The 13,989-nt window shown below is 64.0% G+C and carries 15 protein-coding genes; 10 read left to right on the top strand and 5 right to left on the bottom strand.

All coding sequences use genetic code 11. The features are described 5' to 3' along the window. Positions 1–5 precede the first annotated feature (5 nt). Positions 6–563 carry a sugar O-acetyltransferase gene (locus tag NKJ75_RS13305; protein ID WP_023744272.1) on the bottom strand — a complete coding sequence of 186 codons (558 nt, stop codon included), beginning with the start codon at positions 561–563 and terminating at the stop codon, positions 6–8. Positions 564–716: 153 nt separating this feature from the next. On the opposite strand from NKJ75_RS13305, the gene NKJ75_RS13300 reads away from it, so the two are divergent. The 4 genes from NKJ75_RS13300 (at position 717) to NKJ75_RS13285 (ending at position 5,007) form a co-directional block, all read left to right on the top strand. Continuing rightward, positions 717–1,178, top strand: a complete 462-nt coding sequence (locus tag NKJ75_RS13300) for a membrane protein (protein WP_023669981.1) — start codon at positions 717–719, stop codon at positions 1,176–1,178. Beyond that, positions 1,175–2,566 (top strand): FAD-containing oxidoreductase, encoded by a 1,392-nt coding sequence (locus NKJ75_RS13295; protein ID WP_023744271.1) that lies wholly within the window; start codon positions 1,175–1,177, stop codon positions 2,564–2,566. The genes NKJ75_RS13300 and NKJ75_RS13295 overlap by 4 nt, the downstream gene beginning before the upstream one ends. 115 nt (positions 2,567–2,681) lie before the next feature. After that, positions 2,682–3,860 carry an MFS transporter gene (locus NKJ75_RS13290; protein ID WP_023833534.1) on the top strand — a complete coding sequence of 393 codons (1,179 nt, stop codon included), beginning with the start codon at positions 2,682–2,684 and terminating at the stop codon, positions 3,858–3,860. Between the two features lie 91 nt (positions 3,861–3,951). Further along, positions 3,952–5,007, top strand: coding sequence for a succinylglutamate desuccinylase/aspartoacylase family protein (locus tag NKJ75_RS13285; RefSeq protein WP_023744270.1), 1,056 nt, complete (start codon positions 3,952–3,954; stop codon positions 5,005–5,007). A 1-nt stretch (position 5,008) separates the two neighbouring features. Here NKJ75_RS13285 and NKJ75_RS13280 read toward each other — a convergent pair whose 3' ends face one another. Continuing rightward, positions 5,009–5,779: an isocitrate lyase/PEP mutase family protein gene (locus NKJ75_RS13280; protein ID WP_023744269.1), complete on the bottom strand. Its 771-nt coding sequence runs from the start codon at positions 5,777–5,779 to the stop codon at positions 5,009–5,011. A gap of 321 nt (positions 5,780–6,100) precedes the next feature. Here NKJ75_RS13280 and NKJ75_RS13275 point away from each other — a divergent pair, with 321 nt between their 5' ends. Beyond that, complete coding sequence (locus NKJ75_RS13275) at positions 6,101–8,290, top strand: anthranilate synthase (RefSeq protein WP_023741042.1); 2,190 nt, start codon at positions 6,101–6,103, stop codon at positions 8,288–8,290. A 23-nt stretch (positions 8,291–8,313) separates the two neighbouring features. Further along, positions 8,314–9,243, top strand: coding sequence for a cation diffusion facilitator family transporter (locus NKJ75_RS13270; protein ID WP_196813681.1), 930 nt, complete (start codon positions 8,314–8,316; stop codon positions 9,241–9,243). 6 nt (positions 9,244–9,249) lie between these two features. On the opposite strand, the gene NKJ75_RS13265 is transcribed toward NKJ75_RS13270, so the two are convergent. The 3 genes from NKJ75_RS13265 to NKJ75_RS13255 all read right to left on the bottom strand — a co-directional run bounded on the left by NKJ75_RS13265 (position 9,250) and on the right by NKJ75_RS13255 (position 11,032). Next, positions 9,250–9,636 carry a type II toxin-antitoxin system VapC family toxin gene (locus NKJ75_RS13265; protein WP_023711114.1) on the bottom strand — a complete coding sequence of 129 codons (387 nt, stop codon included), beginning with the start codon at positions 9,634–9,636 and terminating at the stop codon, positions 9,250–9,252. Beyond that, a complete protein-coding gene (locus NKJ75_RS13260; protein ID WP_023711113.1) occupies positions 9,633–9,878 on the bottom strand; it encodes an antitoxin in 246 nt (81 codons plus the stop codon). Before NKJ75_RS13260 ends, NKJ75_RS13265 begins: the two co-directional genes overlap by 4 nt. Positions 9,879–9,943: 65 nt before the next feature. Further along, on the bottom strand, positions 9,944–11,032 hold the full coding sequence (locus NKJ75_RS13255) for a hypothetical protein (RefSeq protein ID WP_023711112.1): 1,089 nt from the start codon (positions 11,030–11,032) through the stop codon (positions 9,944–9,946). Positions 11,033–11,132: 100 nt separating this feature from the next. Between NKJ75_RS13255 and NKJ75_RS13250 the strand changes: the two genes are divergently transcribed. From NKJ75_RS13250 to NKJ75_RS13235, 4 genes are all read left to right on the top strand, one after another. Beyond that, a complete protein-coding gene (locus tag NKJ75_RS13250) occupies positions 11,133–11,561 on the top strand; it encodes a DsrE family protein (protein ID WP_023711111.1) in 429 nt (142 codons plus the stop codon). 73 nt (positions 11,562–11,634) lie between these two features. After that, positions 11,635–12,414: an SDR family NAD(P)-dependent oxidoreductase gene (locus tag NKJ75_RS13245; RefSeq protein WP_023686180.1), complete on the top strand. Its 780-nt coding sequence runs from the start codon at positions 11,635–11,637 to the stop codon at positions 12,412–12,414. 79 nt (positions 12,415–12,493) lie between these two features. Beyond that, the gene (locus NKJ75_RS13240; protein ID WP_352499777.1) at positions 12,494–12,802 is read left to right on the top strand and encodes a putative quinol monooxygenase; all 309 of its coding nucleotides are present in this window, start codon (positions 12,494–12,496) and stop codon (positions 12,800–12,802) included. A gap of 80 nt (positions 12,803–12,882) precedes the next feature. Further along, positions 12,883–13,971, top strand: a complete 1,089-nt coding sequence (locus tag NKJ75_RS13235; RefSeq protein WP_023711109.1) for an AbrB family transcriptional regulator — start codon at positions 12,883–12,885, stop codon at positions 13,969–13,971. Positions 13,972–13,989: the final 18 nt, after the last annotated feature.

The following is a 13,989-nucleotide window of genomic DNA, read 5'->3' as shown; positions in this document are numbered from 1 at the left end:
CGAGTTCAGCCCCGCTTGACCGCCCGCGCCGGATTGCCGACCACCGTGGTGTTGTCAGGGACGTCGCGCGTCACCACCGCGCCGGCGCCGACTATGGCGCCATCGCCGATGCTGATGCCGCCGAGGATGATGGCGCTGCCGCCGATCCAGGCGTCATTGCCGATGGTGACCGGCCGGGCAATCTCCAGTCCCGCCTGACGGCCCGCGGCCTCCTTGTGGTGCTCGGCGCAGTAGATCTGCACATTGGGGCCGAGAAGCGTCCGCCTGCCGATACGCACCGGCGCGGGGTCGAGGATGGTGCAGCCGGCATTGAGGAAGGCGCCGTCGCCGAGATGGATGTTGAAACCGTAGGCGCAGTGGAACGGCGCCTCGATCCGGGAGCCTGCGCCCGCGCTGCCGAGCAGCGCCAATAGCGTCGGGCCGATATTGCCGCGTTGCTGGGGCGGCAGCGCGTTGTGCTCGAACACCGCATCTCGCGCGATCACGCGGAGCGCCTCCAGTTCGTCGTCGATGCAGGTGTACCATTCGCCTGCAATCATCCTTGTGCGTTCGCTTCCGGCCATCACAGCGACTCCGTCCCTTCGTCGTGTTCGACTGGTTACCAAAGTACAATGCTCACTGATGGAAGAAGCACCATCGCCTACTCTCGTCAAACGCAGGACCTATGCTAGCTTGCCTCGTGGGCCAGTCCCGGGCCTGCTTTCGAGGGGATCGACATGCTCTATTTGCTTGCACTTCTGATCGGCGTCATTGCCGGTCTTCGCGCCATGACCGCGCCGGGCGCGATCGCCTGGGGCGCCTATCTCGGATGGCTGCCGGTGGCCGGCACCTGGGCAAGTTTCATGGGCCATTGGGCCGCCGTCGGTATCTTCACCATCCTCGCCATCGTCGAACTGGTCACCGACCAGCTGCCCTCGACGCCGAGCCGCAAGGTGCCGCAGCAATTCGGCGCCCGCATCCTGCTTGGCGCCTTCAGCGGCGCGGTGATCGGCGCCACTGCCGGTTCCACCATTGGCGGCCTGATTGCCGGCGCCATCGGTGCTGTCATCGGCACCTATGGCGGCGCCGAAGCGCGCGGCCGGTTGGCCGCCGCCTTCGGCAAGGATTTGCCTGCCGCCCTCATCGAGGACGCGGTGGCGATCATCGGCGGCCTGCTGATCGTGGCGGCGGTGGTATGACTGCCCAAGCCTCAGACGCCAAGACATACGACGCCATCATCATCGGCGCCGGACAGGCCGGCCCTCCTCTCGCCGGCCGGCTCACGTCAGCCGGCATGAGCGTTGCGTTGATCGAGCGCAAGCTGGTCGGCGGCACCTGCGTCAACACCGGCTGCATGCCGACCAAGACCATGGTCGCCAGCGCCTATGCCGCGCATCTGGCGCGGCGTGCCGCGGACTACGGCGTGACGTTCTCAGGCCCTGTCGGCGTGGACTACAAGAGGATCAAGGCGCGCAAGGACAAGGTCACAAACGACTCCCGCAGCAATCTGGAGACGTGGATCGCCGGCATGAAGGGCTGCACGCTTTATCGCGGCCATGCCCGCTTCGAATCCGCCAACACCGTGCGTGTCGGCGGCGACCTTCTGACCGCCGAAAAGATCTTCCTCAACACCGGCGGCCGCGCCTCGGTGCCCGACCTGCCCGGCGTCAACGACGTCGACTACCTCACCAACTCCTCGATGATGGACCTCGACGTTTTGCCTCGCCATCTCATCGTCGTCGGCGGCAGCTACATCTCTCTTGAATTCGCGCAGATGTTTCGCCGCTTCGGCTCTGAAGTCACCGTCATCGAGAAGAGTTCGCGCCTGACCGGCCGCGAGGACGAGGACGTGTCGGCGGCCATCCTGTCGATCTTCGAAAACGAAGCCATAGAAGTCCATGTCGGCGCCGACGACATCCGCTTTGCCAGACAGGGCAAGGAGATCGCCGTGACCTTCTCATCCGGCAAGCCGCCGGCGGTCGGCTCGCATGTGCTTCTGGCACTCGGCCGCACCCCCAACACCGACGATCTCGGCCTCGATAAGGCCGGCGTCGCGGTCGATCTGCGCGGCTTCGTCACCGTCGACGACCAGCTGCGCACCAGCGTGCCCGGCATCTGGGCAATGGGCGACTGCAACGGCAAGGGCGCCTTCACCCACACCTCCTACAACGATTATGAGATCGTCGCCGCCAATCTGCTCGACGACGATCCGCGCAAGGTCAGCGACCGCATCGAGGCCTATGCGCTCTACATCGATCCGCCGCTCGGCCGCTGCGGCATGACCGAGGCGGCGGTGAAGAAATCCGGGCGCAAGGCGCTGGTCGGCCAGCGGCCAATGACCCGCGTCGGCCGCGCCATCGAAAAGGGCGAGACGCAAGGTTTCATGAAAATCCTGGTCGATGCCGACACCAGGCAAATCCTCGGCTGCTCCGTGCTCGGCCCCGGCGGCGACGAGGCGGTGCACTGCGTGCTCGACCTGATGTACGCCAAGGCGCCGGTCGATACGCTGGCGCGCGCCGTGCATATCCACCCCAACGTCTCGGAGCTGTTGCCAACCATCGCCCAGGAGCTGAAGCCGCTCGCCTGACATAGCCCCGCGTCAAGCTCAGCGCTTTCTGCATTGGTGCGTTGCAGCAATGTGCATTGCGCGCGGCAAGGCTTCTCGTTCAGTCTGAATTGAACCGATTCAGTCTGGATTTTCCATGCCTTTGCCGATCCTTGCGCTTGCCATTGCGTCCTTCTGCATCGGCACCACCGAATTCGTCATCATGGGCCTGTTGCCGGAGGTTGCGGCCGATCTCGGCGTGTCGATCCCCTCGGCCGGCCTGCTGGTCACCGGCTATGCGCTGGGCGTCGTCTTCGGCGCACCCATCGTCGCCATGGCCACCGCGCATTTGCCGCGCAAGCCGGTCCTGGTCGCGCTGACGGCGATGTTCGTCGTCGGCAATCTGCTCTGCGCCATCGCGCCCAATTACTGGCTCCTGATGGCCGCTCGCGTTTTCACCGCCTTCGGCCATGGCGCCTTCTTCGGCATCGGCTCGGTCGTTGCCGCCAGCCTGGTGCCGCGCAACAAGCGCGCCAGCGCCATGGCGATGATGTTCGCGGGATTGACGCTCTCCAATATTCTCGGCGTTCCCGCCGGCACGGCGCTTGGCGAAGCCTTCGGCTGGCGCTCCACCTTCTTTGCCGTCGTTGGCATCGGCCTGATCTCTGTTGCGGCCATCGCCTGGCTGGTGCCATCCAATGTCGCCGAACCGAGCGGCGGCGGCCTGCGCAGTGAACTGCGCGTGCTGGGCAAGCTGCAAGTCTGGCTCGCCATGCTGATCGCCTCGCTGGCCTCGGCCAGCCTGTTTGCCGTCTTCACCTACATCAAGCCCTACCTTACCGATGTCTCCGGCCTGTCGACCTCCGCGGTCACCTGGGTCCTGCTACTGTTCGGCGCCGGCATGACCATAGGCAACATCATCGGCGGCCGGCTGGCCGACTGGAAATTGATGCCGACGGTCATCGGCACGCTGCTTTTGATGGCAGTTCTGTTTGTCGGCTTCACGCAGTTCGGCGCTATCGCCAGCGTCGCCATCGGCGTCGTCTTCTTGTGGGGACTGCTGATCTTCGTCGTCGTGCCGCCGCTGCAGATCCGCGTCGTCGAAGCGGCTTCGGAAGGGCCGAACCTCGCCGCCACGCTCAACCAGGGCGCATTCAATATCGGCAATGCCAGCGGCGCCTGGATCGGCGGCGTGGCTCTGTCGGCCGGCGTTTCCTATGCTCATTTGCCGCTGGCCGGCGCGGTGCTGGCCCTGCTGGCGGTCAGCGTAGCCGTTGTCTCGCAGGCGCTCGAAGGATCGGCGCCGATAACGACGGTTCCGGCCGCCGCCGAATAATTCCATTGCGCCCATGGCGGCGCGAACTGGACCAATCGACAGCCCTTCGGCAAAAGTGCATGTGTTCTGCCTCTTATCCTGGAGGCATCCCATGCAGAAATCGATCGAACGCATCGCCGGCGATACCGAAGGCGTTTCCTACGAATTCCCGGTGTTCCGCTTCGCCGGCGCCGACAAGGCAGCACCTTCGGCCTATCTCCAGGCAGCACTCCACGCCGGTGAACTGCCTGGTGTCGTCGCCATCGACGCGCTGATGCCGGCGCTGAACAAGGCCGAAGCCGAAGGCCGCATCAAGGGCAGCATCACGGTCGTGCCCTGGGCCAATCCGATCGGCCGCGCGCAATATCATTTCGGCGAGCACCAGGGCCGCTTTCATCTCGGCACCCGCAACAATTTCAACCGCGGCTTTCCGTTGCTCGCAGCACCGGACGCCAAGCTTTTGCCCGACACCACGCTTGGCACCCCCGACCAGCGATTGAAGACCCGTCTGGTGCAGCTGTCGCTCGGCCACGACATCGTGCTCGACCTGCATTGCGACGACGAGGGCCTTGCCTATCTCTACGTCCACGCCAGCCTGTGGCCGGCGATGGCCGATTGCGCCGCCGCAATGGGTATCGACGCCGTGGTGTTGTGGAGCGAGGACACCGACGGCACCTTCGAGGGCGCCACGATCATGCCCTACCAGAACGTCCCCGCCAACGTGGCGAAGCTCGACCGCCGCGTTGCCACCACGGTTGAATACCGTGGCATGCTGGATGTCGACGGCGCGCTGGCAAGTTCCGATGCCGAAGGCCTTTACCGGCTGCTGGCGGCGCGCGGCGTCATCGCCGATACCGCCCTTCCCGCACCCGGCGCGTTCAAGGGCCTCGTCGCGCCGCTGGAGAACATCGACATGATGCCGGCGCCCCGGGCCGGCGCCATCCTCTACGACGTCAAGCCCGGCGACCGCGTCGCCGAGGGCGCGCGCCTCGCCACCATCGTCCACACACCGGGCGAGGCCGGTGGCCGCACCGAAGTGCTGGCGCCGCAGGACGGCGTCATCCTGACCCGCCGCTCACGCCGCATCATCCGCGCCGGCGAGGATCTCTTGAAGCTGGTTGGCAACAAGAAGAGCGCCGACGCGAGGTTAGGCACGCTGGAGGACTGAGCTAACCCGAAATCGCCAGCCGCGCCTTGGCCTCCAGCCATTCGGCCATTTGCCGGTACGGCACCGGGCCGTGGCTGACACGGGCAACACCAAGCTCGGCCAGGCGCTGGCGCGGCGGCACATGCGCCAGCGCGATGATGTTGACCGGCAATGCCGTCGCCTTGCACAGCGCCTCGATCAGACCCTCGTCGCCGAGCCCCGGCGCAAAGAAGCCGCTCGCTCCGGCTTTTTCATAAGCGTGCGCCCGCTCGACGGCCTGGTCGAGCAGCACGCTGTCATGCGCATCCGGCTTGGCCTTGAGGAAAATGTCGGTACGTGCGTTGATAAAGGCGGGAATGCCGGAAGCCTTCACCGCCGCCGCTGCCGCCTCGATGCGCTTCACCTGCACGGCGATGTCGTGCAGACCGGCGCCGCCGACGATCTGGTCCTCGAAATTGAAACCGATGGCGCCGGCCTGCAGGGCACGTGTCACCGTCTGGGTGACAGTCACCGGCTCGACGCCGTAGCCGCCTTCGAGGTCCATGGTCACCGGCAGGTCGACTGCCGCCACGATGCGCCTGATGTTGTCCAGCGCCAGCTCCAGCGGAATTTTCTCGCCATCGGCATAACCAAAAGCAGCCGCGACCGGCCAGCTTCCGGTGGCGATCGCCTCGGCGCCCGCCCTCTCGACGATCTTGGCCGAGCCCGGATCCCAGGCATTGTAGAGAACGATCGGGTTGCCCTTGACATGAAGGGCATGGAACGTGCGTGCGCGCTCGATCTGCTCGGTCATTGCTGTCTTCCCGTCTTTCCGATGTTGGACGAACAGTCTAGGCAGGACCCCAAGCCTTGGCGATGTGCCATGGGCTGCAGAAGCGGCGGCCACAAACAGGCCTTTCAAACCTGTTGCGCATCCGGCTTTTCGCCGCTATGGATTTCGCCCATGAACATGCGCTCGATCAAGACCATTTGGTGGTGGGCTCGCTGACAGCGGCCTGTTCGAACGCGTGCGCGTGAAAATAGAGGGTGGCCGCAACGGAATGTCCGGGCGGCCATTTGTTTTTTCAAAGCCATTCCCGGGTCCGTTGCCCCAACAAGCCATATGGAGACGGCAATGACGATGAAGGCTCTGGAAAACGGCGCGGAAAGCTTCGTGACCGCAGGTGGTGTCACCATCACCCGCGAACGCCACGACAAGCCTTACGCCGGTGCGATCGATGCCTATGTCGATGGCTTGAACTCGCGCCGTGGTGCGGTGTTTTCCTCGAATTACGAATATCCGGGCCGCTACACACGCTGGGATACGGCCATCATCGATCCGCCGCTGGTGATTTCCGCGCGTGGCCGCGCCATGCGCATCGAGGCGCTGAATGGCCGTGGCGAAGTGCTGCTGCCGGTGATCGGCAAGACGCTGGCCGGCATTGCCGAGGTGACGATTGCTGAAACCTCGAAAAAGCTGATCCGCCTCGATGTCGCCAAGCCCGGCCGCGTCTTCACAGAGGAAGAGCGCAGCCGCGTCCCCTCTGTGTTTACTGTGCTGCGCGCCATCACCGCTCTGTTCAAGACCGATGAAGACGCCAATCTCGGCCTTTACGGCGCCTTCGGTTACGACCTCGCCTTCCAGTTCGATCCAGTCGACTACAAGCTTGAGCGCAAACAGAGCCAGCGCGATCTCGTGCTGTTCCTGCCTGACGAGATCCTGGTCGTCGACCATTATTCGACCAAGGCCTGGACCGACCGCTACGACTATTCCGGCGACGGTTTTTCAACCGAGGGGCTGCCGCGCGACGAAATTGCCGAACCGTTCAAGACCGCCGACCGCATCCCGCCGCGCGGCGACCATGAGCCGGGCGAATATGCCAATCTGGTGCGCAAGGCGATGGACAGTTTCAAGCGCGGCGACCTGTTCGAGGTCGTGCCCGGGCAGATGTTCTACGAACGCTGCGAGACGCAGCCTTCCGAAATCTCGCGCAAGCTGAAGTCGATCAATCCGTCGCCCTATTCCTTCTTCATCAATCTCGGCGAAAACGAGTATCTGATCGGCGCCTCGCCCGAAATGTTCGTGCGCGTCAATGGCCGCCGCGTCGAGACCTGCCCGATATCCGGCACCATCAAGCGCGGCGACGACGCCATTTCCGACAGCGAGCAGATCCTGAAGCTGCTCAATTCCAAGAAGGATGAATCCGAGCTGACAATGTGCTCGGACGTCGACCGCAACGACAAGTCAAGGGTCTGCGATCCGGGCTCGGTGCGCGTCATCGGCCGCCGCCAGATCGAAATGTATTCGCGCCTGATCCACACCGTCGATCACATCGAAGGGCGCCTGCGCGAAGGCATGGATGCCTTCGACGCCTTCCTGTCGCATGCCTGGGCGGTCACCGTCACCGGCGCGCCGAAACTGTGGGCCATGCGCTTCATCGAGCAGAACGAAAAGAGCCCGCGAGCCTGGTATGGCGGCGCCATCGGCATGGTCAATTTCAACGGCGACATGAACACCGGCCTGACGCTCCGCACCATCCGCATCAAGGACGGCATTGCCGAGGTGCGAGCAGGCGCCACGTTGCTCTTCGACAGCATCCCCGAGGAAGAAGAAGCCGAAACCGAACTGAAGGCATCCGCCATGCTCTCCGCCATTCGCGACGCCAAATTGGGCAATGCCGCAGGCGCCGAACGCACCACCGCGCGCGTCGGCGACGGCGTCAACATCCTGCTCGTCGACCACGAAGACTCCTTTGTCCACACACTGGCCAACTATTTCCGCCAGACCGGTGCCAATGTCTCGACCGTGCGTTCGCCGGTGCCGGAAGAAGTCTTCGAACGGCTGAAGCCCGATCTCGTCGTGCTGTCGCCCGGACCGGGCACGCCGAAGGATTTCGACTGCGCCGCGACCATCAAGAACGCCCGCGCCCGCGACCTGCCGATCTTCGGTGTCTGCCTTGGCCTGCAGGCGCTGGCCGAGGCCTATGGCGGCGAACTCAGGCAGTTGCACGTGCCGATGCACGGCAAGCCGTCGCGCATCCGCGTCTCCAAGCCCGGAATCATCTTCTCCGGCCTGCCCAAGGAAGTGACCGTCGGCCGCTACCACTCGATCTTTGCCGATCCGGTGCGGCTGCCCGACGATTTCATCGTCACCGCCGAGACCGAGGATGGCATCATCATGGCCTTCGAACACCGCAAGGAGCCGATCGCCGCCGTCCAGTTCCATCCGGAATCGATCATGACGCTCGGCCACAATGCCGGCATGCGCATCATCGAAAACATCGTTGCGCATCTGCCGCGCAAGGCCAAGGAAAAGGCCGCCTAGAAACGATGGCGGCAACGGACAACATGGCGGCGATCGCAGCGAAGGCAGCGGCCAGGCAAAGGATCGCCAGCCTTGCCTTCTGGTCGATTGTCATCGCCTGCGTGGTGCTCGCGCTCAAGCTTGCCGCCTGGTACGTCACCGGCTCCGTTGCGCTCTATTCGGACGCATTGGAATCGATCGTCAACGTCATAGCCTCGGCCGCCGCCTATTGGGCGGTCCTGGTCAGCTACAAGCCGGCCGACCAGGACCATCCGTTCGGCCACCACAAGGCCGAGTATTTTTCGGCGGTGCTGGAAGGCGTGCTGATCGTGCTCGCCGCGCTTTTGATCCTCAACGAGGTCTGGCGCTCCTGGCAGACGCCGACCCCGCTCGAACAACCCTGGGAGGGCCTGGCGATCAACGGTGTCGCCACCGTCATCAACGCCTTCTGGGCCTGGACGCTGATCCGCGCCGGGCGCAGCGCAAAATCACCGGCGCTGGTCGCCGACGGCCGGCACATCATGACCGACGTCGTGACCTCGGTCGGCGTCTTCGGCGGCCTCGTCGGCGCTATCCTGACCGGTTGGCAGATCCTTGATCCGGCGCTTGCCGTCATCGTCGCGCTCAACATCCTGTGGCAGGGCTGGCACGTCATCGGCTCGTCGATGAACGGGCTGATGGACCGCGCAGTGGACACGACCGAACACATGCACATTCGCGACATCATCTCGGCCAATTGCAAGGGCGCGCTGGAGGTTCATGACCTCAAGACCCGCATCGCCGGCCGCGCCACCTTCATCGAGTTCCACCTGGTCGTCGACGCCGACATGACGGTCGGCGCCAGCCACGTCATTTGCGACCGCATCGAGGACGCGCTGAAGGCCGAAATCCCCTCGGTGCGCGTCACCATCCATGTCGAACCGGACGACGAGGCGAAGCTGCCGAAAGGCACGACGGCGGTGCCGTTTGCTTGAGGCGAGTTACCACGTTTCGATAGTGAGATCTTTGATCCGCTCGAATTCCCGGATATTGCGGGTTATCAGCGTGAGGTCCCGAGCACGTGCCTGCCCGCCAATCAGCGCATCGTAGGGACCAATCGGGGTTCCCAGTGCCGCAAGCCCAGCACGAATCTCACCGGCATGTCTCGCGTCGTCTCGGTCGAATTCAAGTACCGGGAACTGCAAGGCGTCGATGCGCGCCAGATTTTGGACCTTTCGCTGGCTCTTTTCAGCGCCGTAGTACAGCTCATGCAAAACGACCGCCGAGAGAGCAAAGTCTTGTGGTGCATGCCGTTTGAGCAAAGCCAGCAGACCCTCGTCGCCCGCGATGACCGCTATGACGGCATTGGTGTCGAGCAGGTAGGTCACTTAAAGAGGTCATCCAAAGCAGGTCGATCCTGACCATCCTGACGCTCCAGCGCTCCCTGGGCGAAATCGTCGTCAACCGGTCCGATGACCTGGTCGAGCCATGCCCAATCCTGCGCAAGCGGCTCCAAGATGACAGTTTGCCCATGACGACGGATCGAAACCTCGTCTGCCTCGAACCGAAACTCCTTAGGCAAGCGCACAGCTTGTGACCGGCCTGACCAGAACACCTTTGCCTTGTCCATGTGCTATCCTCAAATGAGATATAGCAAAGATATATACCATGGTAGCGTCATAGACAAGATCGAACTCAACGAGTGCAGGCCGACTGCGGCATAGCCTCCAACCGGTAGACCTTGTCATCGGACTTGGTCTTGCCATCCGCCGAGCACAAATCGACGATCGCCAGGCTGCTATTGGGGTTGGCCAGCATAAGGGTGCCGTTGGCGCCGCGCTTGAGGAAGATTTCCTTTTGCGCGATATCGCAGGAAAAGTTGCTCATCTTCGAACTGGCCGCGCAGCGCCATTGATCCGCTTCACCCTGGCAGGAATAGGTCTGCGTGACCTTCGTCCCGTTCTTCCTGGTGGTCACCGAAACGGCGACATCGGAGCCGTCGGGCCAGTTGGCGACATCGCCTGAGGCAAAGGAGGCGAGTTCGACCGGCCCGCGGAAGACCCGGATCGACTGCGTCACCTGGTCGGGATGCGAGGAGAGATGCGCGGCATCGTAGTCTCGCCCGAAACAGAAAGGCTGGTCCGGCTTCAGTCGCTCGCGCAAGGGAGCCCCAAGCGCCGGATCGATCGGGTCGATCTTGGCGAATTCAGCCTGGCAGGTTGCGGCCGGCATCGGGTCGAGGCGGAAATTATTGTCCTCCGAGCCCAGAGCCTGCCGGTCATATTCGGCTTCGCCCAGTTCGTCTTCCGATCCGGCGTCGAGATAGAGATCGGACGAGACGTCGGTGAGGATCAGGCGGCCTTTGTCATCGAGCTTCAGCGACGCCATGGTGCGGTCGCAGTCCATGCCGCAGCGGATCGGACCTGACTTGCCGTCCTCGGACTCGTGATTGCACCAGCCGCCGGCCCATTGCGGCGCCTTGGCGCCGCGCACCGTGGTGGTGAGAAAACCGTTGTAGGAGGTGTCGGCGTTTGCCATCGGCTCTTCGTTCGGATGGCTCACCGGATCATGGCCATAGAGGAAGAAGATCCGCGCCACCTTCTGCTTTGGATGCGCCTTGAGGTGCGCCGCATCATAGACGCGGCCGAAACACGCATCGGCGCCATTCGGGCTGAGTTCGGGTAATTTAAGCGCATCGCCGGCAAGGGCCGAACTTGCAAGCGCGCCGAGCAGCACGCAGCCAAATCCAGCGCTGGCAACAACCTTCCACTTCCTGAACGCCATGTGACCCCCTCCTCGCATCGACAGGACGTAACGTGAATTTATGCTAGTATCATGGCCGCAGCCACGCAATTTGCGGGGAGCGCCAAGCCGAGAGGATGCCATGCGTCGACGCGACATGTTCCGGGCCAGCCTTGCCGGTGCCGCCGGCCTGTTCGGGCTGAGCCGGGCCGCCGCCGTTGAAGACAGACCGAAGGTCGCCTATCACCTCAGCGACCTCGATAAGGTCAACTTCGTGCTCGGCAACATCAAGAACCACTATGAAGGCACCGGCGGCAATGTCGACATCGTGTTGGTCGTGCATGGTCCGGCCCTCGCCGGCTTCAAGTCGAAAGGCATATCGGCGGCGATCTCGGGACGCTTTGCCGGCCTTGTCCAACAGGGCCTTGAGCCGCATGCCTGCGGCAACACCATGCAAGGCATGGAGATCACGCTTGCCGACCTGCTCGAGGGCTTCCACGCCGCCGACAAGGGCGGCGTCGTCAAGCTCGCCGAACTGCAGCGCCAGGGCTACGCCTATCTCCGGCCCTGAGCCGCCACGGGCTTGAACGTGAAGGCCATGAGAGCCTACGAAGGGTGGCCAAACAGCCCGAAGGAAAGTGCTCATGACCGCGACCACCCTCGTCATCCCCGATCTTGCCGGCAAAGCGGTGCTGGTCACCGGCGCTTCGACCGGCATCGGTGCCGCCCTTGCACTGGCCTACGCCGCCCAGAAATGCCGGGTCGCCCTGCACTACAATTCGAGCCGGGAGGCCGCAGAAACGCTGGCCAAAAACATCCGCGACAGCGGCGGTGAGGTGTTCCTGACACAGGGCGACTTCTCACAGGCAGCCGATGTCGAGCGGGTAGTCGAGGAGAGCGCCGAAACATTCGGGCGGCTCGACGGGCTGATCAACAATGCCGGCGGCATGCTCGGCCGCGTGCCCTATGCGGAGCAGACCGAGGCGCACTACGACGCGGTGATGGACCTCAACGCCCGCTCGGTGCTGACGGCCTCGCGCAAGGCGATGCCATGGCTGAAGAAGCAGGGCGGCTTCATCGTCAACACCTCGTCGATCGCGGCGCGCAACGGCGCCGGCGGCGGCGCCGGGCTGTACGGTTCGGCCAAGGCCTTTGTCTCCAATGTGACGCGCGGCATGGCCAAGGAACTGATCGGCTTCGGCATCCGCGTCAACGCGGTGGCGCCGGGCACCATCGCGACACCCTTCCATGAGCGCTATTCCACCGACGAGCAGATGAAGGGCATGGTCGCCACCATTCCTCAAGGGCGTGCCGGCACGGCCGAAGACTGCGTCGGCGCTTATCTGTTTCTGTCCTCCGATCTTTTGAGCGGCTACATCACCGGTCAGGTCATCGAGGTGAACGGTGGCCAGTTGATGCCGTGAGCCGGCAATTGCATACTGCGTCTCGCAACCATGCATGTCGTGCGCACGTTTGCTGAGGTTGGAAGAAAGGGGAGAGGCAATGTACGGATTGATCGGAAAGATGCGGGCGGCGCGCGGCCAGCGCGACGCGATCATGGATGTGCTGCTCGCCTCGACCGGCGCCATGCCGGGTTGCCTGAGTTATGTCATCGCCCGCGACCCGGCCGATGCCGACGCGATCTGGGTGACCGAAGTGTGGACCGACGCCGCAAGCCACAAGGCTTCGCTGCAGCTGCCGGAGGTCCAGGCAGCGATCGCCAAGGCCCGGCCGATCATCGCCGGCTTCGAATTCCAGGTCGAGACCCATCCGGCCGGCGGTTTCGGCCTGTCCGCCATCAAGAACGAGTGACATCCCAACGCGGGGTCGGGGTCGTGAATTTCGTCCGAGACAGCGTTCGCATTTTTCTCTTCCAGGTCTAAGACCCAAACATGGACTCTTCGCCAGACCAACCGGCCGTCGAACGCATGGCGCGCATGCGTCCGGTTCGGCAGTGGCTGGTGCTGCTGATCGTCTCGCTGCTGTTCGCCGGCGCGCTGGAATACGCCGCACTGCCGGCGGCGCTGCTGATCGGCCCGATGCTGGCGGCGATCCTTGCCGGCACCAATGGCGCCACGGTGCGCGTGCCGCGGCCGCTGTTCGCCGCCGCCCAGGCCTTGGTCGGCTGTCTGGTCGCGGCGTCGATCTCCACCGACATTTTTTCGGTGTTCTACAAGGAATGGCCGCTGGTCCTTGTCGTGGTGCTGGCGACCCTTGCGGCGTCCAGCCTGCTTGGCTGGTTGATCAGCCGCTGGCGCATCCTGCCCGGCACCACCGCGGTCTGGGGCTCGTCGCCGGGTGCTGCCACTGCCATGGTGCTGATGGCCGGTGCCTTCGGCGCCGATCAGCGCCTCGTCGCCTTCATGCAGTATCTGCGCGTCATCTTCGTCTCGATGACGGCAGCACTCGTCGCCAAGATGTGGGTCGACACTTCCGGCATCGAGGTACCAGCCATCGTCTGGTTCCCGCCGATCGAACCGGCAGCCTTTGCCGCCACGCTCGGCGTGGCGCTGGTCGGCGGCCTGCTCGGCCGGTTGTGCCGGCTGCCGTCACCCTTCTTCCTCGGCACCTTCATCATCGGCACCATCGTCCATCTCGGCTTCGGCGTGGCGATGCAATTGCCGCCATGGCTGCTGGCGCTCTCCTATGCGATGGTCGGCTGGTCGATAGGGCTGAATTTTACCCGGGCGATCCTGCGTCATGCGACACGGGCGCTGCCGCAGATCGTCGGCTCTATCGTCGTGCTGATCGCCTTTTGCGGCGGGCTAGCCTGGCTGATCAGCCACGTCCTTGGTATCGATCCGCTGACCGCCTATCTCGCGACCAGCCCCGGCGGCATGGACAGCGTCGCCATCATTGCCGCCGCCGCGCAGAACGTCGACATATCCTTCGTCATGGCCTTGCAGTCGACCCGCTTCCTGGTCGTGCTCATCGCCGGGCCGAGCATAGCGCGGCTGGTGGCGAGAGCCGTCAGGGACTGAGATTCAAATATCCAGGGA

It is taken from the genome of Mesorhizobium sp. M0058, from assembly GCF_040323095.1.
Classification (GTDB): Bacteria; Pseudomonadota; Alphaproteobacteria; order Rhizobiales; family Rhizobiaceae; genus Mesorhizobium.
The sequence above is the reverse complement of the archived record's forward strand: the minus strand, read 5'-3'. Positions and strand labels throughout refer to the sequence as shown.